Origin of the sequence: Bradyrhizobium sp. BR2003 (assembly GCF_009720285.1) — a bacterium.
Taxonomy (GTDB): Bacteria; Pseudomonadota; Alphaproteobacteria; order Rhizobiales; family Xanthobacteraceae; genus Bradyrhizobium; species Bradyrhizobium elkanii.
The window spans coordinates 63513-77714 of record NZ_SMYJ01000025.1; the positions used below are offsets into that span (position 1 = coordinate 63513).

Consider the following 14202-nt stretch of genomic DNA (forward strand, 5'->3'; position numbering starts at 1 on the left):
CAGCCGCCGGGCGACGCCGTCAAGAAGACGCAAGCGAGGTCGAGCCCGTCCGAGCTCTAAGCCCGATCGCTGCGGCGGTACGGCACGTAGCGCGGCGTCCAGACCTTGGCGTGAATCCGCGCCTCGACCTGGTCGATCGGAACGTCCCTCGCCAATCCCTCCTTGTGCGCCTGCAGCGCGACCGCAAGCGCCACGGTCTGCGAGACATCGCGAAGCGCGCTGACCGGCGGCAGCAGATTGTGCTTCGGGTTGTCGCGCGCCGGCGAGACGCTGGCGAGCGCCTTGGCGGCGGCCATGAACATGCCGTCGCTGACCCGGCTGGCGCCGACCGCGAGCGCCCCGACGCCGACACCCGGGAAGATGTAGGAGTTATTGGTCTGGTCGACCTTGAAGCGCGCGCCGTCGCGCATGATCGGCGGGAACGGGCTGCCGACGCCGATCAGCGCCCGCCCCTCGGTCCACGCCTCGATGTCGACCGGTGTCGCCTCCTCGCGCGAGGTCGGATTGGACAGCGGGAAGACCACCGGCCGCTTGTTGCACTCGGCCATCGCGCGAACGATCGGTTCGGAGAACGCGCCGGCTTGGCCGGAGACGCCGATCAGCACGGTCGGCCGGGCGTTGCGCACGACGTCGAGCAGCGCGATCTTGTCGGGGTGGCTGAGCTGCCAGCCCGCGATCGCCTGCCTGTTCTGCACGAACGGCAGCTGGAACGGGGCGAGCCCGCTCATGCCCTCGAGCAGCAGCCCGTCGCGGTCGACCATGAAGAAGCGTTTCGCCGCCTCGCTCTCCGGCAGGCCGGCATCGATCATCGCGGCGCGGATCAAGCTGGCGATGCCGCAGCCGGCGGACCCTGCACCAAGCACGGCGACGCGCTGCTCGGTCAGCGGCACGCCGGTGACGTTGATGGCGGAGAGCAAGGCGCCGGTCGCCACCGCGGCGGTGCCCTGAATGTCGTCGTTGAAGGTCAAGAGCCGGTCGCGATAGCGCTCGAGCATCCGCGTCGCATTGTTCTTGGCGAAATCCTCCCACTGCAGCAGGACGCGCGGCCAGCGCTTCACCACGGCCGCGACGAACGCCTCGATGAAGTCGTCATAGGCCTGGCCGCGGACGCGCTCGTTGCGCCATCCGACATAGAGCGGATCGGCGAGGCAATCGGGATTGTCGGTGCCAACGTCGAGCATGATCGGCAAAGTCGTTGCGGGATGCAGCCCGCCGCAGCCGGTATAGAGTGCGAGCTTGCCGATCGGGATGCCCATGCCGCCGGCGCCCTGGTCGCCGAGGCCGAGGATGCGCTCGCCGTCGGTCACCACGATCGCCTCGACGTGATCGAAGCGCGGATGGGCGAAAATGCGGTCGATCCGGTGCTGATGCGGGATGCTGAGGAACAGCCCGCGCGGCTTGCGGAACAGCCGACTGAATTTTTGGCAGCCCTCGCCGACGGTCGGCGTGTAGACGATCGGCAATAGCTCTTCCAGGTTGCCGACCAGGAGCGCGTAGAACAGCGTCTCGTTGGTGTCCTGCAGCTCGCGCAGGAAGGCATAGCGCTCGATGTCGGTCTCATAGCCGCGCAGCGCCTCGAGGCGGCGCGAGACCTGCTCGTCCAGCGTCAGGATATTGGGCGGCAGCAGGCCGTGCAGGTCGAACGCTTCGCGCTCGGCCTCGGAGAACGCCGTGCCCTTGTTCAGCTGCGGATCGGCCAGCAGCTCGTAGCCGCTCAGCGCAGTGGTCGCAAAAGCACCTGATGACTCCGACATGACAAGGTCCCCTCAATGCGAAACGCCGGATACGACTGTATCACTTCAGTGTAACGGATCGAGAGTGAAGGGCGTCGTGCTGCGCCAAGCGGAATGTTGGCCAAGAGGCGATGAACGGTCGTCCAGGTTCCGGCAACCCACTCCCGCTACGCCTGCGGACAGACATACGTTGGTATAACTTCTCTATTCCTTGTCATGACCTGTGCTGACGCTCGTACAATTGAGCGATGGAGAGGCCATTTTATGCTCGGGGCTACTCCAGCGGACGTACAAATAGCTCCGAACTTCACTCCTCGGAGGCGCGACTAACAGTAGCGATCCTCGTTCTACGGAGGGCGCGAGTTGTGCTCTCGAATCTGTGATCAGGATCACTGCTCCGATTCGTGAATAGCAAGACCGTCACGCATGCGGGTTTCGAGGAACACTCAGATGATCGTCAACATTCAGAAGCTGAACGGCCTGTGGCACCTTATCGTCGGGTCGTGCAAGATCCGAACTCCGTTCCTGGAGACCCAGGACCGGGAGTGGGTCGTCGCCTACGCCAGGCGAGTCTACCCCGGAGCCAAGGTTTTCGAACGCGACTGATGCTGTTGCGCCCCACAGCTCGCGTCCCAGACAAAAAGCCCCGGAGCATGCTCCGGGGCTTTTGCTTTCAACGCGGCAACGCCGCTGCAATCAGTGCAGCGCCGATATCACGATCAGGCCGAGGATCAGCGCGGTCGCGGAATATTTCAGCGTGTAATACACGTTCCGATTCCACTCCTTGACCTTGCGGCTGGCGAGATGGATCTCGTAGAGCTTGCCGAACACCTTGTTCAGCGCGCCGACATGCTCGCCGTCGACGTTCTGGGTCGCCGACGCCTTGACGATGTTGTGGCTGACCCAGCGGTTCATCGCCGTCATGAAGCCGTACTTCATCGGGCGCTCCACGTCGCAGAACAGGATGATGCGGTTGACGTCTGTCTTGTTCTCGGCGCTGTGGATGAAGGTCTCGTCGAACATGAAGGCCTCGCCGTCGCGCCAGACGCATTCGACGCCGTCGACGAGGATGCGGCACTGGTTCGAGTTCGGCGTCACGAGGCCGAGGTGATAGCGCAGCGAGCCGGCGAAGGGATCGCGGTGCGCCCCGAGCTTGCCGCCCGGCGGCAGCATCGCGAACATCGCGCCATGCACATTCGGGATCGAGTTGAGCAGCTCCACTGTCTTCGGGCACAGCGTCCGCGCCGAGGGCAGGAAGTCGTCGTACCATTTCAGATAGAAGCGCTTCCAGCCGCTCTTGAAGAAGGAATAGAAGCCCCAGTCGTTGTTCTTGGCCGCGGCGCGGATGAAGCCTTCGTCGAACAGGCGCGTGGCCTCGTCGCGGATCGTCTCCCAATTGTCGGAGAGTTTCTTGAGCTCGGGAAACTGCTCGACCGGAATCACCGGCGTGTTGGGCACGGCGGAGCCAGCATACATCAGCACATTGTAGGGCGCGAGGTAGGTCGAGTGATCGCCGAGCTGGCGAGCGAAGCGCAACCGCTGCTTGCCGCGGAAGTGGACGTAAAGCGTAGAGGCCACCAGCACGTAAAGAATGACGAGCTGCGGCGCGAAGAGCTGTCTCAACATGATCCGTCTATGATCGCTGCCCGCCGACGCCCTTCATGCCCCGCCCCGCAGGAGCCTTGCCCTTCACGGGTGGCCCAGTCCGGGCGGCGAAACGCGTCGCCGTCCGCGAAAATTCCCCTGTTTCATAGTGACTTGGCACTGCGGCGCGGTCAGGCAAATGAGCCGGAAGCCTTGCCGCGGTGCCGTCCCGGACGAGCCATGTAAGCGTTCGCTCACCAAATGTGAAGCGCCGTGCCGCGCGGGTGCCAACATTGTGGCACCATTCACACACTGAATTTGCCATTGACAAACTGATTAGACAATTCCTAATCGTGAGATGACCCGCCGAAGAGCGCGGACATCCAATGGGAGGAATGATGAGACAGTTTCTGGCGGCAGCCATTGTCGCGGCGATGACCACGGTCGCTCACGCCCAGGTTTCCGATGACGTCGTGCGCATCGGGGTGCTGACCGACCTGTCGAGCTGGGGCCGCGACAATTCCGGCCCGGGCTCGGTCGAGGCGGCCAGGATGGCGGTCGAGGAATTCGGCTCCACTGTGCTCGGCAAGCCGATCGAGATCATCTCCGCCGACCACCAGATGAAGACCGATGTCGGCGTGCAGATCGTGCGCGGCTGGTTCGACAACGGCAAGGTCGACGCAGTCGTCGACATCCCGAATTCCGGCATAGCGATCGCCGTGCACAACATGGTGCGCGAGCGCAACAAGATCGCGCTTCTCTCCGGTCCCGGCGCGAGCTCGCTGACCGACGAACTGTGCAGCCCCAACACGGTGCATTTCGCCTACGACACCTACGCGCTGTCCAAGGTGACGGCCTCGGCGGTGATCAAGGAAGGCGGCAAGTCCTGGTTCTTCGTCACCGCGGATTACGCCTTCGGCCAGCAGCTCGAGCGGGACGCGACGCGCTTCATCAACGAGATGGGCGGCAAGGTGCTCGGCAGCGTCAAGCATCCGACCAACACCGCCGACTTCTCCTCCTTTGCGCTGCAGGCGCAGAGCTCGAAGGCCGACGTGGTGGCGTTCGCCAATGCCGGCCAGGACACCGACAATTCGATCAAGCAGTCCGGCGAGTTCGGCCTCGTGCAGGGTGGCCAGAAGCTGGTCGGCCTTCTGATGTTCGACACCGACGTGCATGCGATCGGCCTCAACGCCGCGCAGGGCACCTACATGACGACGGCGTCGTACTGGAACATGGACGAGAAGACGCGCGCCTGGTCGAAGAAGTTCTACGCCCGCGCCAATGTGATGCCGACCATGATCCAGACCGGCGTCTACGGCTCGGTGCTGCATTATCTCAAGGCGATCCAGGCCGCCGGCACCGACGATCCGAAGGCGGTGATGGCCAAGATGCGCGAGCTGCCGATCGAGGACACCTTCGTGCATGGCGGCAAGCTGCGCGAGGACGGCCGCGTGATCCGCGACATGTATCTGGCGAAGGTGAAGAAGCCTTCGGAGTCCAAGGAGCCGTGGGATTATCTCGACATCGTCAAGACGGTGAAGGGCGAGGATGCCTATCGTCCGGTCTCCGAGTCGAAGTGCCCGCTGCTCAAGAAATAGGATCGATCGCGTGGCCAACGAAGAAGCTTATGATTGCGACGCGCTGGTCGTCGGCTCCGGCTGCGCCGGGCTGTCGGCGGCGGTCACCGCCGGCCATCACGGCCTCAAGGTCCTGGTGGTCGAGAAGGAGCCGCGGTTCGGCGGCACCACCGCGCGCTCCGGCGGCTGGCTGTGGATCCCCGGCACCTCGCTGGCCAAGGCCTGGGGCATCGAGGAGAGCCCCGATCAGGCCAAAACCTATCTGCGCCACGAGGCCGGCAACAGCTTTGACGCCGCCCGCGTCGATGCGTTCCTGACCGAGGGGCCGAAGGCGATCGACTTCTTCACGACGAAGACCGCGGTACGCTTCGACATGCCGCTGACCTTCCCCGACTATCATGCTGAAGCGCCGGGCGGCGCGCAAGGCGGCCGCTCGATGGTGACGCGGCCGTTCGATGCCCACCAGCTCGGCGACGCCCTCAAGGATCTCGGCAGCCCCCTGCCCGAGCTCACCGTGTTCGGCATGATGCTCGGCTCCGGCAAGGAGATCGTGCATTTCATGCGCGCGACGAGATCGCTGACCTCGGCGGCCTATGTCGCCAAACGGTTGTCGAAACACGCCATCGACGTGATGCGCAACGGCCGCGGCATGACGCTGACCAACGGCAACGCGCTCGCCGGCCGGCTGGCGAAATCCGCCTTCGACCTCAAGATCCCGCTCTGGCTCAACTCGCCGGTGCGCGAATTGATCGTCGAGAACGGCGCGGTGCGCGGCGCAATCGTTGTGCGCGAAGGGCGCACGATCCGCGTCAATGCGAAGCGTGGCGTGGTGCTCGCCTGCGGCGGCTTTCCGCATGACGTCGCGCGACGGCAGAAGATGTTTCCGCACGCCCCGACCGGAAAAGAGCATTACTCGCCGGGCCCGACCGGCAACACCGGCGACGGTTTGCGCCTTGCGGAATCCGCCGGCGGCCGCGTCGACGACTCGCTGCCGAATGCCGCGGCCTGGGTTCCGGTCTCGGTCACGACGCGCAAGGACGGCTCGAAGGGCGTGATGCCGCATTTCATCGATCGCGCCAAGCCGGGCGTGATCGCGGTGATGGCCGACGGCAGGCGCTTTGCCAATGAAGGCAATTCCTACCACGACTTCGTGCAGGCGATGATCAAGGCGGCAAAGCCCGGCGAGGAGATCGCGTCGCATCTCATCTGCGATCACGAGACGCTGCGCAAATACGGCCTCGGCTGCGTGCCGCCGCGCCCGATGCCGCTCGGCCATCATCTGAAGACCGGCTATCTCAAACGCGGCGCGACGCTGGCGGAGCTCGCCGCGCAGGCCGGCATCGACGCAAGGGCGCTCGAAGCGACCGTCGCGGAGTTCAACACGTCAGCGGCGGAGGGCCGCGATCCCGCCTTCGGCAAGGGCTCGCGTGCCTATAACCGCTATCAGGGCGATGCGCTGCACGGGCCCAATCCCTGCATCGCGCCGATCCAGCGCGGTCCGTTCTACGCCATCAAGATGGTGATCGGCGATCTCGGCACCTATGCCGGCATAAGGACCGACGCCAACGCCCGCGCGCTCGACGCCGACGGCCAGCCGATCGCCGGCCTCTATGCCGCCGGCAACGACATGGCGAGCATCATGGGCGGCAACTATCCCGGCGCCGGCATCACGCTCGGGCCAGCGCTGACCTTCGGCTATATCGCGGGCAAGCACATTGCGGGCGCCGCGACAGAGAGAGGCGCCGCATGAACGAAGTCCCGTCACCCTGAGGAGGCCGCAACGCGGCCGTCTCGAAGGGTCGACGGCCACCAGCCGGGCCGTTCATCCTTCGAGGCTCGCAAGAGCTCGCACCTCCAGCGACAAAGGCGAAGCCTTTGCGCCGGGATGACGGTAGTCGGTACATGCCGCGTTTCATTCCGCGGTTGCACCGCACATATCGGCGTCTCGCGGACAGTGTAGTTTCCTGCTAATTGCGAATCCGGAACCCAAACAGGACCACATGACGAGAGAAAGCCGCGGCATACAGTCGATCGAGGTCGGCGGAGAATTGCTCCGCGCGCTGGCCCGCAGCGGCGAACCGATGATGCTGCGCGATCTCGCGCGCGAAGCCGGCATGCCGCCGGCCAAGGCGCATCCCTATCTCGTCAGCTTTTCCCGCATCGGCCTGATCGAGCAGGACGAGGTCACCGGCCGTTACGAGATCGGGGCGCTGGCGCTCGAGCTCGGCCTGATCAGCCTGCGCCGGCAGTCGGCGGTGCGGATCGCAACGCCGCGGATCGCAGCGCTCGCCGACAGCATCAATCACGCGGTGTCGCTGTCGGTCTGGGGCACCCACGGCGCGACCGTGGTGCGGCTCGAGGAGCCGAGCCATCCGGTGCATATCGCGATGCGCGTCGGATCGGTGGTGGCGCTGCTCGAGACCGCGACCGGCCGCGCCTTCGCCGCCTTCATGCCGCCGAACGCGATCAGGACCGCGCTCGAGAGCGGCCTCGATCGCCTCGGCGTCGGCTACAATCCGAAACGTCCGCCGGCGGACGCGAAGACCGCCGAGATCCTCGCCGAGGTTCGCAGCCGCGGGCTGGCGCGGGCGATCGGCGATCCCCTGCCCGGCGTCAACGCCTTCGCCGCGCCGGTGTTCGATCACGCCGGCCACGTCGCGCTGGTGATCACCGCGATGGGACCGGAAGGCACCTTCGACGCCAGCTGGGACAGCGCGATCGCAACTGCGCTGCGCGGCTGCGCCGGCGATATCTCGCGGCAGCTGGGGCACGGCACGGCGCGGGGTGTCGATATTGCGGTGAAGTGATCAGAGTGTTCGGCCGCTCCCTCATGCGCATGCGCGGGCGATTGCACCGAGAGCTTGGCTGACATCATGAACCAGAACCATCCTCATCGTCGTCCCGGCGAAGGCCGGGACCCATAACCACCGAAGTTCATTGTTGCGCGATGCTGGAATGACGAGTCCCGCGGACAACATCCGTCGCGGCGTATGGGTCCCGGCCTTCGCCGGAACGACGGCTTGTAGATGCAGGCCGCGCCACACTATCGGTGTCGCCCCGACGAATGGAGAGGTCCGTCTGCAAAACATCCCAGCAAAAAGCCCCGGGCGATGCCGGGGCTCTTCACGTGATCGATCGCTGCGGGCGCGGATCAGTAGCGGTAGTGATCCGACTTGTACGGACCTTCCTGCTTGACGCCGATATAGTCGGCCTGGTCCTTGCGCAGCTCGGTCAGCTTGACGCCGATCTTGGCGAGGTGCAGGCGGGCGACCTTCTCGTCCAGCGTCTTCGGCAGCACGTAGACCTTCTTGGCGTACTTGCCGTCCTTGTTGTTGGCGAACAGCTCGATCTGCGCCAGCGTCTGATTGGTGAAGGAGGCCGACATCACGAAGGACGGATGGCCCATCGCATTGCCGAGGTTCACCAGCCGGCCTTCCGACAGCATGATGATGCGATGCTTGTCGGGAAATTCGATCTCGTCGACCTGCGGCTTGATGTTGGTCCACTTCAGATTGCGCAACGCGGCGATCTGAATCTCGTTGTCGAAGTGCCCGATGTTGCAGACGATGGCACGATCCTTCATCGCGCGCATGTGCTCGATGGTGATGATGTCCTTGTTGCCGGTGGCGGTGACGAAGATGTCGGCGCGCGGCGCGGCGTCTTCCATGGTCACGACCTCATAGCCTTCCATCGCCGCCTGCAGCGCGCAGATCGGATCGACCTCGGAGACCATGACGCGGCAGCCGGCCTGGCGCAGCGAGGCGGCCGAGCCCTTGCCGACGTCGCCGAAGCCGGCGACCATCGCGACCTTGCCCGACAGCATCACGTCGGTGCCGCGGCGGATGCCGTCGACCAGCGACTCGCGGCAGCCATAGAGGTTGTCGAACTTCGACTTGGTGACGCTGTCGTTGACGTTGATCGCCGGGAACAGCAGCGCGCCCTTGTTGGCCATCTCGTAGAGGCGATGCACGCCTGTGGTGGTCTCTTCCGAGACGCCCTTGATGTTCTTGGCGATCTCGGCGAACCAGCCCTTCGGCTTCTCCTTCAGGAGGCGCTTGACCAGCGCGTAGAAGATCTCCTCTTCCTCCGAGCCCGGCTTGTCGAGGAAGGCGGTGTCGCCCTGCTCGGCGCGGTAGCCGGCATGCACCAGCATGGTGGCGTCGCCGCCGTCATCGAGGATCATGTTCGGCGTGCCGCCGCCGTGCCAGTCGAACAGCTTTGCGGTGTAGTCCCAATACTCGGTCAGCGTCTCGCCCTTGACGGCGAACACCGGAATGCCGGCGGCCGCGATCGCGGCCGCGGCGTGATCCTGGGTCGAGTAGATGTTGCAGGAGACCCAGCGGATGTCGGCGCCGAGCGCGGCCAGCGTCTCGATCAGCACCGCGGTCTGGATCGTCATATGCAGCGAGCCCGCGATGCGCGCGCCCTTCAGCGGCTGCTTGGGGCCGAACTCCTCGCGGGTGGCCATCAGGCCGGGCATCTCGGTCTCGGCCAGCGAGATCTCCTTGCGGCCGAAATCGGCGAGCGCAATGTCCTTGACGATGTAGTCGGTGAAGCCGGGCTTCGTGGGGGCGTTCATTTGAGCGTCCTGTTGTTGAACGGGTCTTTCCCGGGCGCCTCGAAGAGGCGAACCCGGAATCTCGAGGTGACGATTAAGGATTCCGGGTTCGCTCGCTCCCGCGAGCGCCCCCGGAATGACGCAAGTGTCAGAGCGCGCGCTTCAGCTGCTCGACGAGATCGGTCTTCTCCCAGGAGAAGCCGCCCTCATTGTCGGGCGTGCGGCCGAAATGACCGTAGGCCGAGGTGCGCGCGTAGATCGGACGGTTGAGATCCAGATGGCTGCGGATGCCGCGCGGCGTCAGATCCATCGCCTTGGCCGCCGCCTTCTCGAGCTGATCCTCCGACACCTTACCGGTGCCGTGGGTGTCGATGTAGATCGACAGCGGACGCGCCACGCCGATCGCATAAGCGAGCTGCAGTGTGCAGCGGTCGGCAAGACCGGCCGCGACGATGTTCTTGGCGACATAGCGCGCGGCATAGGCGGCCGAGCGGTCGACCTTGGTCGGATCCTTGCCGGAGAACGCGCCGCCGCCGTGCGGAGCCGCGCCGCCATAGGTGTCGACGATGATCTTGCGGCCGGTCAGGCCGGAGTCGCCGTCGGGACCGCCGATGAAGAACTTGCCGGTCGGATTGATATGCCAGATCGTCTTGTCGCTGATCCACTCCTTCGGCAGCGCCTCGCGCACATAGGGCTCGACGATGTCGCGAATCTGCTTGGACGAGAGGTCCTCGACCAGATGCTGGTGCGAGACCACGATCTCACGGACGCCGACCGGCTTGCCGTTCTCGTACTGCACCGTGACCTGGCTCTTGGAGTCCGGCCCCAGCACCTTCTCGCGGCCGGAGTGGCGCGCTTCGGAGATCAGCCGCAGGATCTTGTGGGCGTAGAAGATCGGCGCCGGCATCAGGTCCGGCGTCTCGTTGGTGGCGTAACCGAACATGATGCCCTGGTCGCCGGCACCCTCTTCCTTGACCTCGCCCGGCTGCAGCGCGTCGACGCCCTGCGCGATGTCGGCCGACTGCGGATGCAGCAGGATCTCGATGTCGCAGTTCTTCCAGTGGAAGCCGTCCTGCTCGTAACCGATGTCCTTGATTGCAGAGCGAACCACGCTCTCGATGTGGTCGTTGGTGACCGAGCTCGGGCCGCGCGTTTCGCCGGCGATCACCACCTTGTTGGTGGTCGCGAGCGTCTCGCACGCCGCGCGGATCTGCCACGGGTCGATGCCCGCTTTCGGTCCCTCGCGATAGAACAGATCGACGATCTCATCCGAGATTCGATCACAGACCTTGTCCGGATGGCCTTCCGAGACCGACTCGCTGGTGAACAGGTAAGACGCGCGCATCAAGCAAACCCCTTGTTAAGTCGAAGTCCGACGTTGGTTGGTGAATATGTCCCCGGCATGTCAGTCTCGTCGCCGCGAGATGACGTAGGATTCGTCGTAGAACCACAGCCCGTTGTGTTTGCGGAGAACTTCGCGTGTGGCTTCGAGAGCTCGTCCGTTTTCGGTCGTTTCGGTCAACCGCTCATCTTCGATCTGCGCGACATACACCGCCGCATTCCACGCAGCAAAGGCCGTCGAGGTTCCGATCGAGCCGGTCACCTCATTGGGCAGCGCTTCCATATCATATCGGAAGATCGAACGGTTATCGGCGTAGGCGTTGAAGTTCAGCTCGCGGCCGGCGGAGCCCAACTCGTATTTCACCGCGCGCAGTATCTCATGGCGGCTGACGGCGAAAGGATTTTCTCCGGGCCACACGGCTTGAATCATTTCAAGCCCGGGATCGCCGCCGTGGGAGTGGATTCCTATCAGCCGTCCGCCGCCGCGCAGCGCGCGGGCCAGCGGCGCGATGATCCGCTTGGCGCGGAAGTTCACCGAGGATTTGGCACGGTAGGGTTGCGAGGCGATCACGAGGTCGAAATTGGCTTCGGTGCGGCCGGCCCGCGGAATGATGGAATCGAGCAGGAACCGGTGATCGTCGCGGTACAGGACCAGCGCCACCGGCCGCTCATAGATCGGCATCGCATTGCCGGGGCTAAGATTGGCGCGCCAGTTCTGCTCCAGGAACGGACCGAGTTCGGCGATCTGGGCCTCGAACTCACCCGAGGACGCCCCGCGCAGCGGCACCTCGTGCCAGATCATGCTGGCGGCCGCCGCGGAGTTCTTGGGCGTCAGCCACGGCGCCTCGGCGTAATACATGTTGGTGAACACGAAGACGCTGGCCGGATGCTCGAACAGGCGGTCGGGGACCTTGTCGAGGGTCAGGCGGACGTCCTCCAGGCTCAATTCCTTGCCGGCGACATAGAACGGCATATGTGGGAAGCGGCCATGCATGGCACGCAGGACCCGCGCCAGCACCGTGCCGTCGCCCATCCCGGCATCGAACACCCGCAGCGCCGGGGGCCGCGGGTGGATGGCCGCCAGTTCCAGCGCAACCCGGTCGGCAATCACTCGCTTCTCGCTGCAGGTGTGGACGAACAGCAAATAGCGCTGGCGGTTCTCGAAGAACCGGAAATTGCCCCGTGGATCGCGCTTTTCCGGCGGCACAACGAGGCCGCGCGGCGGAGCCACGCCGCCCGGGGTCGAGGTCGCGATGAAGCCGTTGATGCGGTCGAGCGTGTCGATGGTGATGCGCTTGCCCTCGCGCAGCCGGTGCACCAGCTTGCCGTCGTTGACGGCACGGCGGCCGAACGTCGTCTCCGCCATGTCGGAGCGGCGGCAGAAATCCGTGATCTGGCTGAGGATTTCGTCGTTCTTCATGGCGCCTGGGTTGGACAGCGGCGAGTGGGACGAGAGTGGGCAGAAATGATGACTGGCAGCGTCTTATCACCATTTTCCCACCAGTTGAACCCCCTCTGCTGCCCGATCACCAAACAGTCATGGACCGCCTCCTGGACGGTCTCTTGGACCGCCCTGCCGTCGTTGATCGCGATGACGGCTTTACTCCCGGATGACCGATGCGCCGCCTGCTCCTGATCCCCGCCCTCCTGGCCGCTTTGCTCTGGTCGGCGCCCTGTTTCGCACAGGCGCGCTCCCAGCTCGGCCCGCTCTGCACGACCGAGACCACGCCAGCGGACCAGATGATCGACGCCTGCACCAAGATCATCGCGCTGAAGGTGTTTTCCGGCGAGAAGCTCGCAACCATCTATTTCTGGCGCGCGGTCGGCTGGAACAAGAAGGGCAACTACGCCCAGGTGATATCCGACGCCACCGAGGCGCTGCGCCTCAAGCCTGGCACCGCCGTCTACAACCTCCGCGGCTCAGCCTATTTCGACAAGGGCGAGTACGACATCGCGATCGCCGACTTCAACGATGCGCTGCGCATGGGGCCGCCGAGCGGCATCATCTTCCACAACCGCGGCAACGCCTATCGCAGCAAGGGCGACTACGCCAAGGCGATCGCCGACTATGACGCCGCGATCAAGGCCGTTCCGAAGTCAGCTTTCTCCTATCAGAACCGCGGCGCCTCGAAGCGGGCGCTCGGCGATCTCGACGGCGCGCTCGCCGACATCAACGAGGCCGTCAGGATCGACCCGTCGCTGCCGCAGCCGCTGATCAGCCGCGCCGTGATCTGGCGCGCCAAGGGCGAGATCGAGCGCGCGATTGCGGACACGTCGGAGGCAATCCGGCTCGCCAAGGCCAAGGCGCCCGTCAACATCATGACGCCGCCCGGCAGCGTGCTGATCTCGGCCTATACCCAGCGCGGCCTCAGCTATGAAGCGAAGGGCGATGCTGCGCACGCCAAGGAAGATTACGCCTCGGTGCTCGAAGGCGTGGCGTCCGATGCCGGCAGCAAGGCCAACCAGGCCACCGCGAAGGTGCGGCTCGCGCTGCTCAAGGAGGCCGACGCGGCACCGCGCAAGGCCGCGGCGGCGCCGGCCGCCGAGAGCAGCCCGGCCGCGCCACCGGCCGCTTCCGTCACGGCATCGGCCCCGCCCGCCGCGCCGGCCCGGACGGCAGCAACCGGCCGGCGCGTCGCGCTGGTGATCGGCAACGGCGCCTATGCACATCTCAAGGCGCTGCCCAATCCGCCCAACGATGCGCGCGCCATCGCCAGGAGCCTGCGCGACATCGGCTTCACCGTCTCCGAGGGGCTCGATCTCGATCGCGGCACGATGCAGAAGACGATCAACGATTTCCTGCGCGAGGCGGCACGGTCGCAGATCGCCGTTGTCTACTATGCCGGTCACGGCGTGCAGGTCGACCGCCGCAACTATCTCGTGCCGGTCGACATCGAGTTCAAGGCGGGCAGCCGCGCCACCGACGCGATGGTCGACATGGACACCATCATGGCCGGGCTCGACGACCAGATCCGCACCAACATCCTGATCCTCGATGCCTGCCGCAACAATCCGATGGCGCCGCAGCTGGCCACCGCGGGTCCAAGCCGCGGCATCGAAGCGGGCTCCGGCCTTGCCGCGCCCGCCTCGCTCGGATCGGGCTCGACGCTCGGCGCCGGCACGCTGATCGCGTTTGCGACCGCGCCGGGCCAGGTCGCGCTCGACGGCGAAGGCGCCAACAGCCCGTTCTCGGCGGCGCTGTCGCGCCATGTCGGCACGCCCGGCCTCGAGGTGCAGCAGATGCTGACACGGGTCCGCGCCGAGGTCGTCGCCGCGACCAAGGGCAAGCAGGTGCCGTGGTCGAACTCGTCTCTGCTCGGCGAGGTCTATCTGGCGGAGCAATGACGGTGCGCTTGAGCACCGTCATTCCGGGGCGCGCGCAGCGCGAACCTCAGGGGCGCAATTGCGC

10 protein-coding genes are annotated in these 14202 nt (G+C 65.3%); 5 read left to right on the forward strand and 5 right to left on the reverse strand.

Translation table 11 applies throughout. The annotated features are described in order from the left end of the window. Nucleotides 1–56: 56 nt before the first annotated feature. On the reverse strand, nucleotides 57–1754 hold the full coding sequence (locus E2I15_RS17870; protein WP_137480218.1) for an NAD-dependent malic enzyme: 1698 nt from the start codon (nucleotides 1752–1754) through the stop codon (nucleotides 57–59). A 429-nt stretch (nucleotides 1755–2183) separates the two neighbouring features. Between E2I15_RS17870 and E2I15_RS38765 the strand changes: the two genes are divergently transcribed. After that, nucleotides 2184–2339: a hypothetical protein gene (locus E2I15_RS38765; protein WP_170991618.1), complete on the forward strand. Its 156-nt coding sequence runs from the start codon at nucleotides 2184–2186 to the stop codon at nucleotides 2337–2339. A gap of 90 nt (nucleotides 2340–2429) precedes the next feature. Here E2I15_RS38765 and E2I15_RS17875 read toward each other — a convergent pair whose 3' ends face one another. Beyond that, on the reverse strand, nucleotides 2430–3359 hold the full coding sequence (locus tag E2I15_RS17875; RefSeq protein WP_137480221.1) for an aspartyl/asparaginyl beta-hydroxylase domain-containing protein: 930 nt from the start codon (nucleotides 3357–3359) through the stop codon (nucleotides 2430–2432). 353 nt (nucleotides 3360–3712) lie between these two features. Here E2I15_RS17875 and E2I15_RS17880 point away from each other — a divergent pair, with 353 nt between their 5' ends. The 3 genes from E2I15_RS17880 (at nucleotide 3713) to E2I15_RS17890 (ending at nucleotide 7701) form a co-directional block, all read left to right on the forward strand. Beyond that, entirely contained in the window at nucleotides 3713–4915 is a 1203-nt protein-coding gene (locus E2I15_RS17880; RefSeq protein WP_422109857.1) for an ABC transporter substrate-binding protein, read from the forward strand. Between the two features lie 10 nt (nucleotides 4916–4925). Beyond that, complete coding sequence (locus E2I15_RS17885) at nucleotides 4926–6644, forward strand: FAD-dependent oxidoreductase (RefSeq protein ID WP_170991619.1); 1719 nt, start codon at nucleotides 4926–4928, stop codon at nucleotides 6642–6644. A 250-nt stretch (nucleotides 6645–6894) separates the two neighbouring features. Further along, nucleotides 6895–7701, forward strand: a complete 807-nt coding sequence (locus E2I15_RS17890; RefSeq protein WP_137480226.1) for an IclR family transcriptional regulator — start codon at nucleotides 6895–6897, stop codon at nucleotides 7699–7701. A 344-nt stretch (nucleotides 7702–8045) separates the two neighbouring features. Here E2I15_RS17890 and ahcY read toward each other — a convergent pair whose 3' ends face one another. The 3 genes from ahcY to E2I15_RS17905 form a co-directional block, all read right to left on the reverse strand. Beyond that, entirely contained in the window at nucleotides 8046–9473 is a 1428-nt protein-coding gene (ahcY, locus tag E2I15_RS17895; RefSeq protein WP_137480228.1) for an adenosylhomocysteinase, read from the reverse strand. Nucleotides 9474–9600: 127 nt separating this feature from the next. Further along, the gene (gene metK, locus E2I15_RS17900) at nucleotides 9601–10797 is read right to left on the reverse strand and encodes a methionine adenosyltransferase (RefSeq protein WP_028338318.1); all 1197 of its coding nucleotides are present in this window, start codon (nucleotides 10795–10797) and stop codon (nucleotides 9601–9603) included. 60 nt (nucleotides 10798–10857) lie between these two features. Then, nucleotides 10858–12213, reverse strand: a complete 1356-nt coding sequence (locus tag E2I15_RS17905; protein ID WP_038380758.1) for a hypothetical protein — start codon at nucleotides 12211–12213, stop codon at nucleotides 10858–10860. 197 nt (nucleotides 12214–12410) lie between these two features. On the opposite strand from E2I15_RS17905, the gene E2I15_RS17910 reads away from it, so the two are divergent. Next, nucleotides 12411–14138, forward strand: a complete 1728-nt coding sequence (locus E2I15_RS17910) for a caspase family protein (RefSeq protein ID WP_137480230.1) — start codon at nucleotides 12411–12413, stop codon at nucleotides 14136–14138. Nucleotides 14139–14202: the final 64 nt, after the last annotated feature.

What these genes read in the sequence shown, in the direction of transcription:
- metK (WP_028338318.1), bottom strand. Translation starts at nt 10,797, where the DNA reads ATGCGCGCGTCTTACCTGTTCACCAGCGAGTCGGTCTCGGAAGGCCAT.
- ahcY (WP_137480228.1), bottom strand. Translation starts at nt 9,473, where the DNA reads ATGAACGCCCCCACGAAGCCCGGCTTCACCGACTACATCGTCAAGGAC.
- E2I15_RS17870 (WP_137480218.1), bottom strand. Translation starts at nt 1,754, where the DNA reads ATGTCGGAGTCATCAGGTGCTTTTGCGACCACTGCGCTGAGCGGCTAC.
- E2I15_RS17875 (WP_137480221.1), bottom strand. Translation starts at nt 3,359, where the DNA reads ATGTTGAGACAGCTCTTCGCGCCGCAGCTCGTCATTCTTTACGTGCTG.
- E2I15_RS38765 (WP_170991618.1), top strand. Translation starts at nt 2,184, where the DNA reads ATGATCGTCAACATTCAGAAGCTGAACGGCCTGTGGCACCTTATCGTC.
- E2I15_RS17890 (WP_137480226.1), top strand. Translation starts at nt 6,895, where the DNA reads ATGACGAGAGAAAGCCGCGGCATACAGTCGATCGAGGTCGGCGGAGAA.
- E2I15_RS17905 (WP_038380758.1), bottom strand. Translation starts at nt 12,213, where the DNA reads ATGAAGAACGACGAAATCCTCAGCCAGATCACGGATTTCTGCCGCCGC.
- E2I15_RS17910 (WP_137480230.1), top strand. Translation starts at nt 12,411, where the DNA reads ATGCGCCGCCTGCTCCTGATCCCCGCCCTCCTGGCCGCTTTGCTCTGG.
- E2I15_RS17880 (WP_422109857.1), top strand. Translation starts at nt 3,713, where the DNA reads ATGATGAGACAGTTTCTGGCGGCAGCCATTGTCGCGGCGATGACCACG.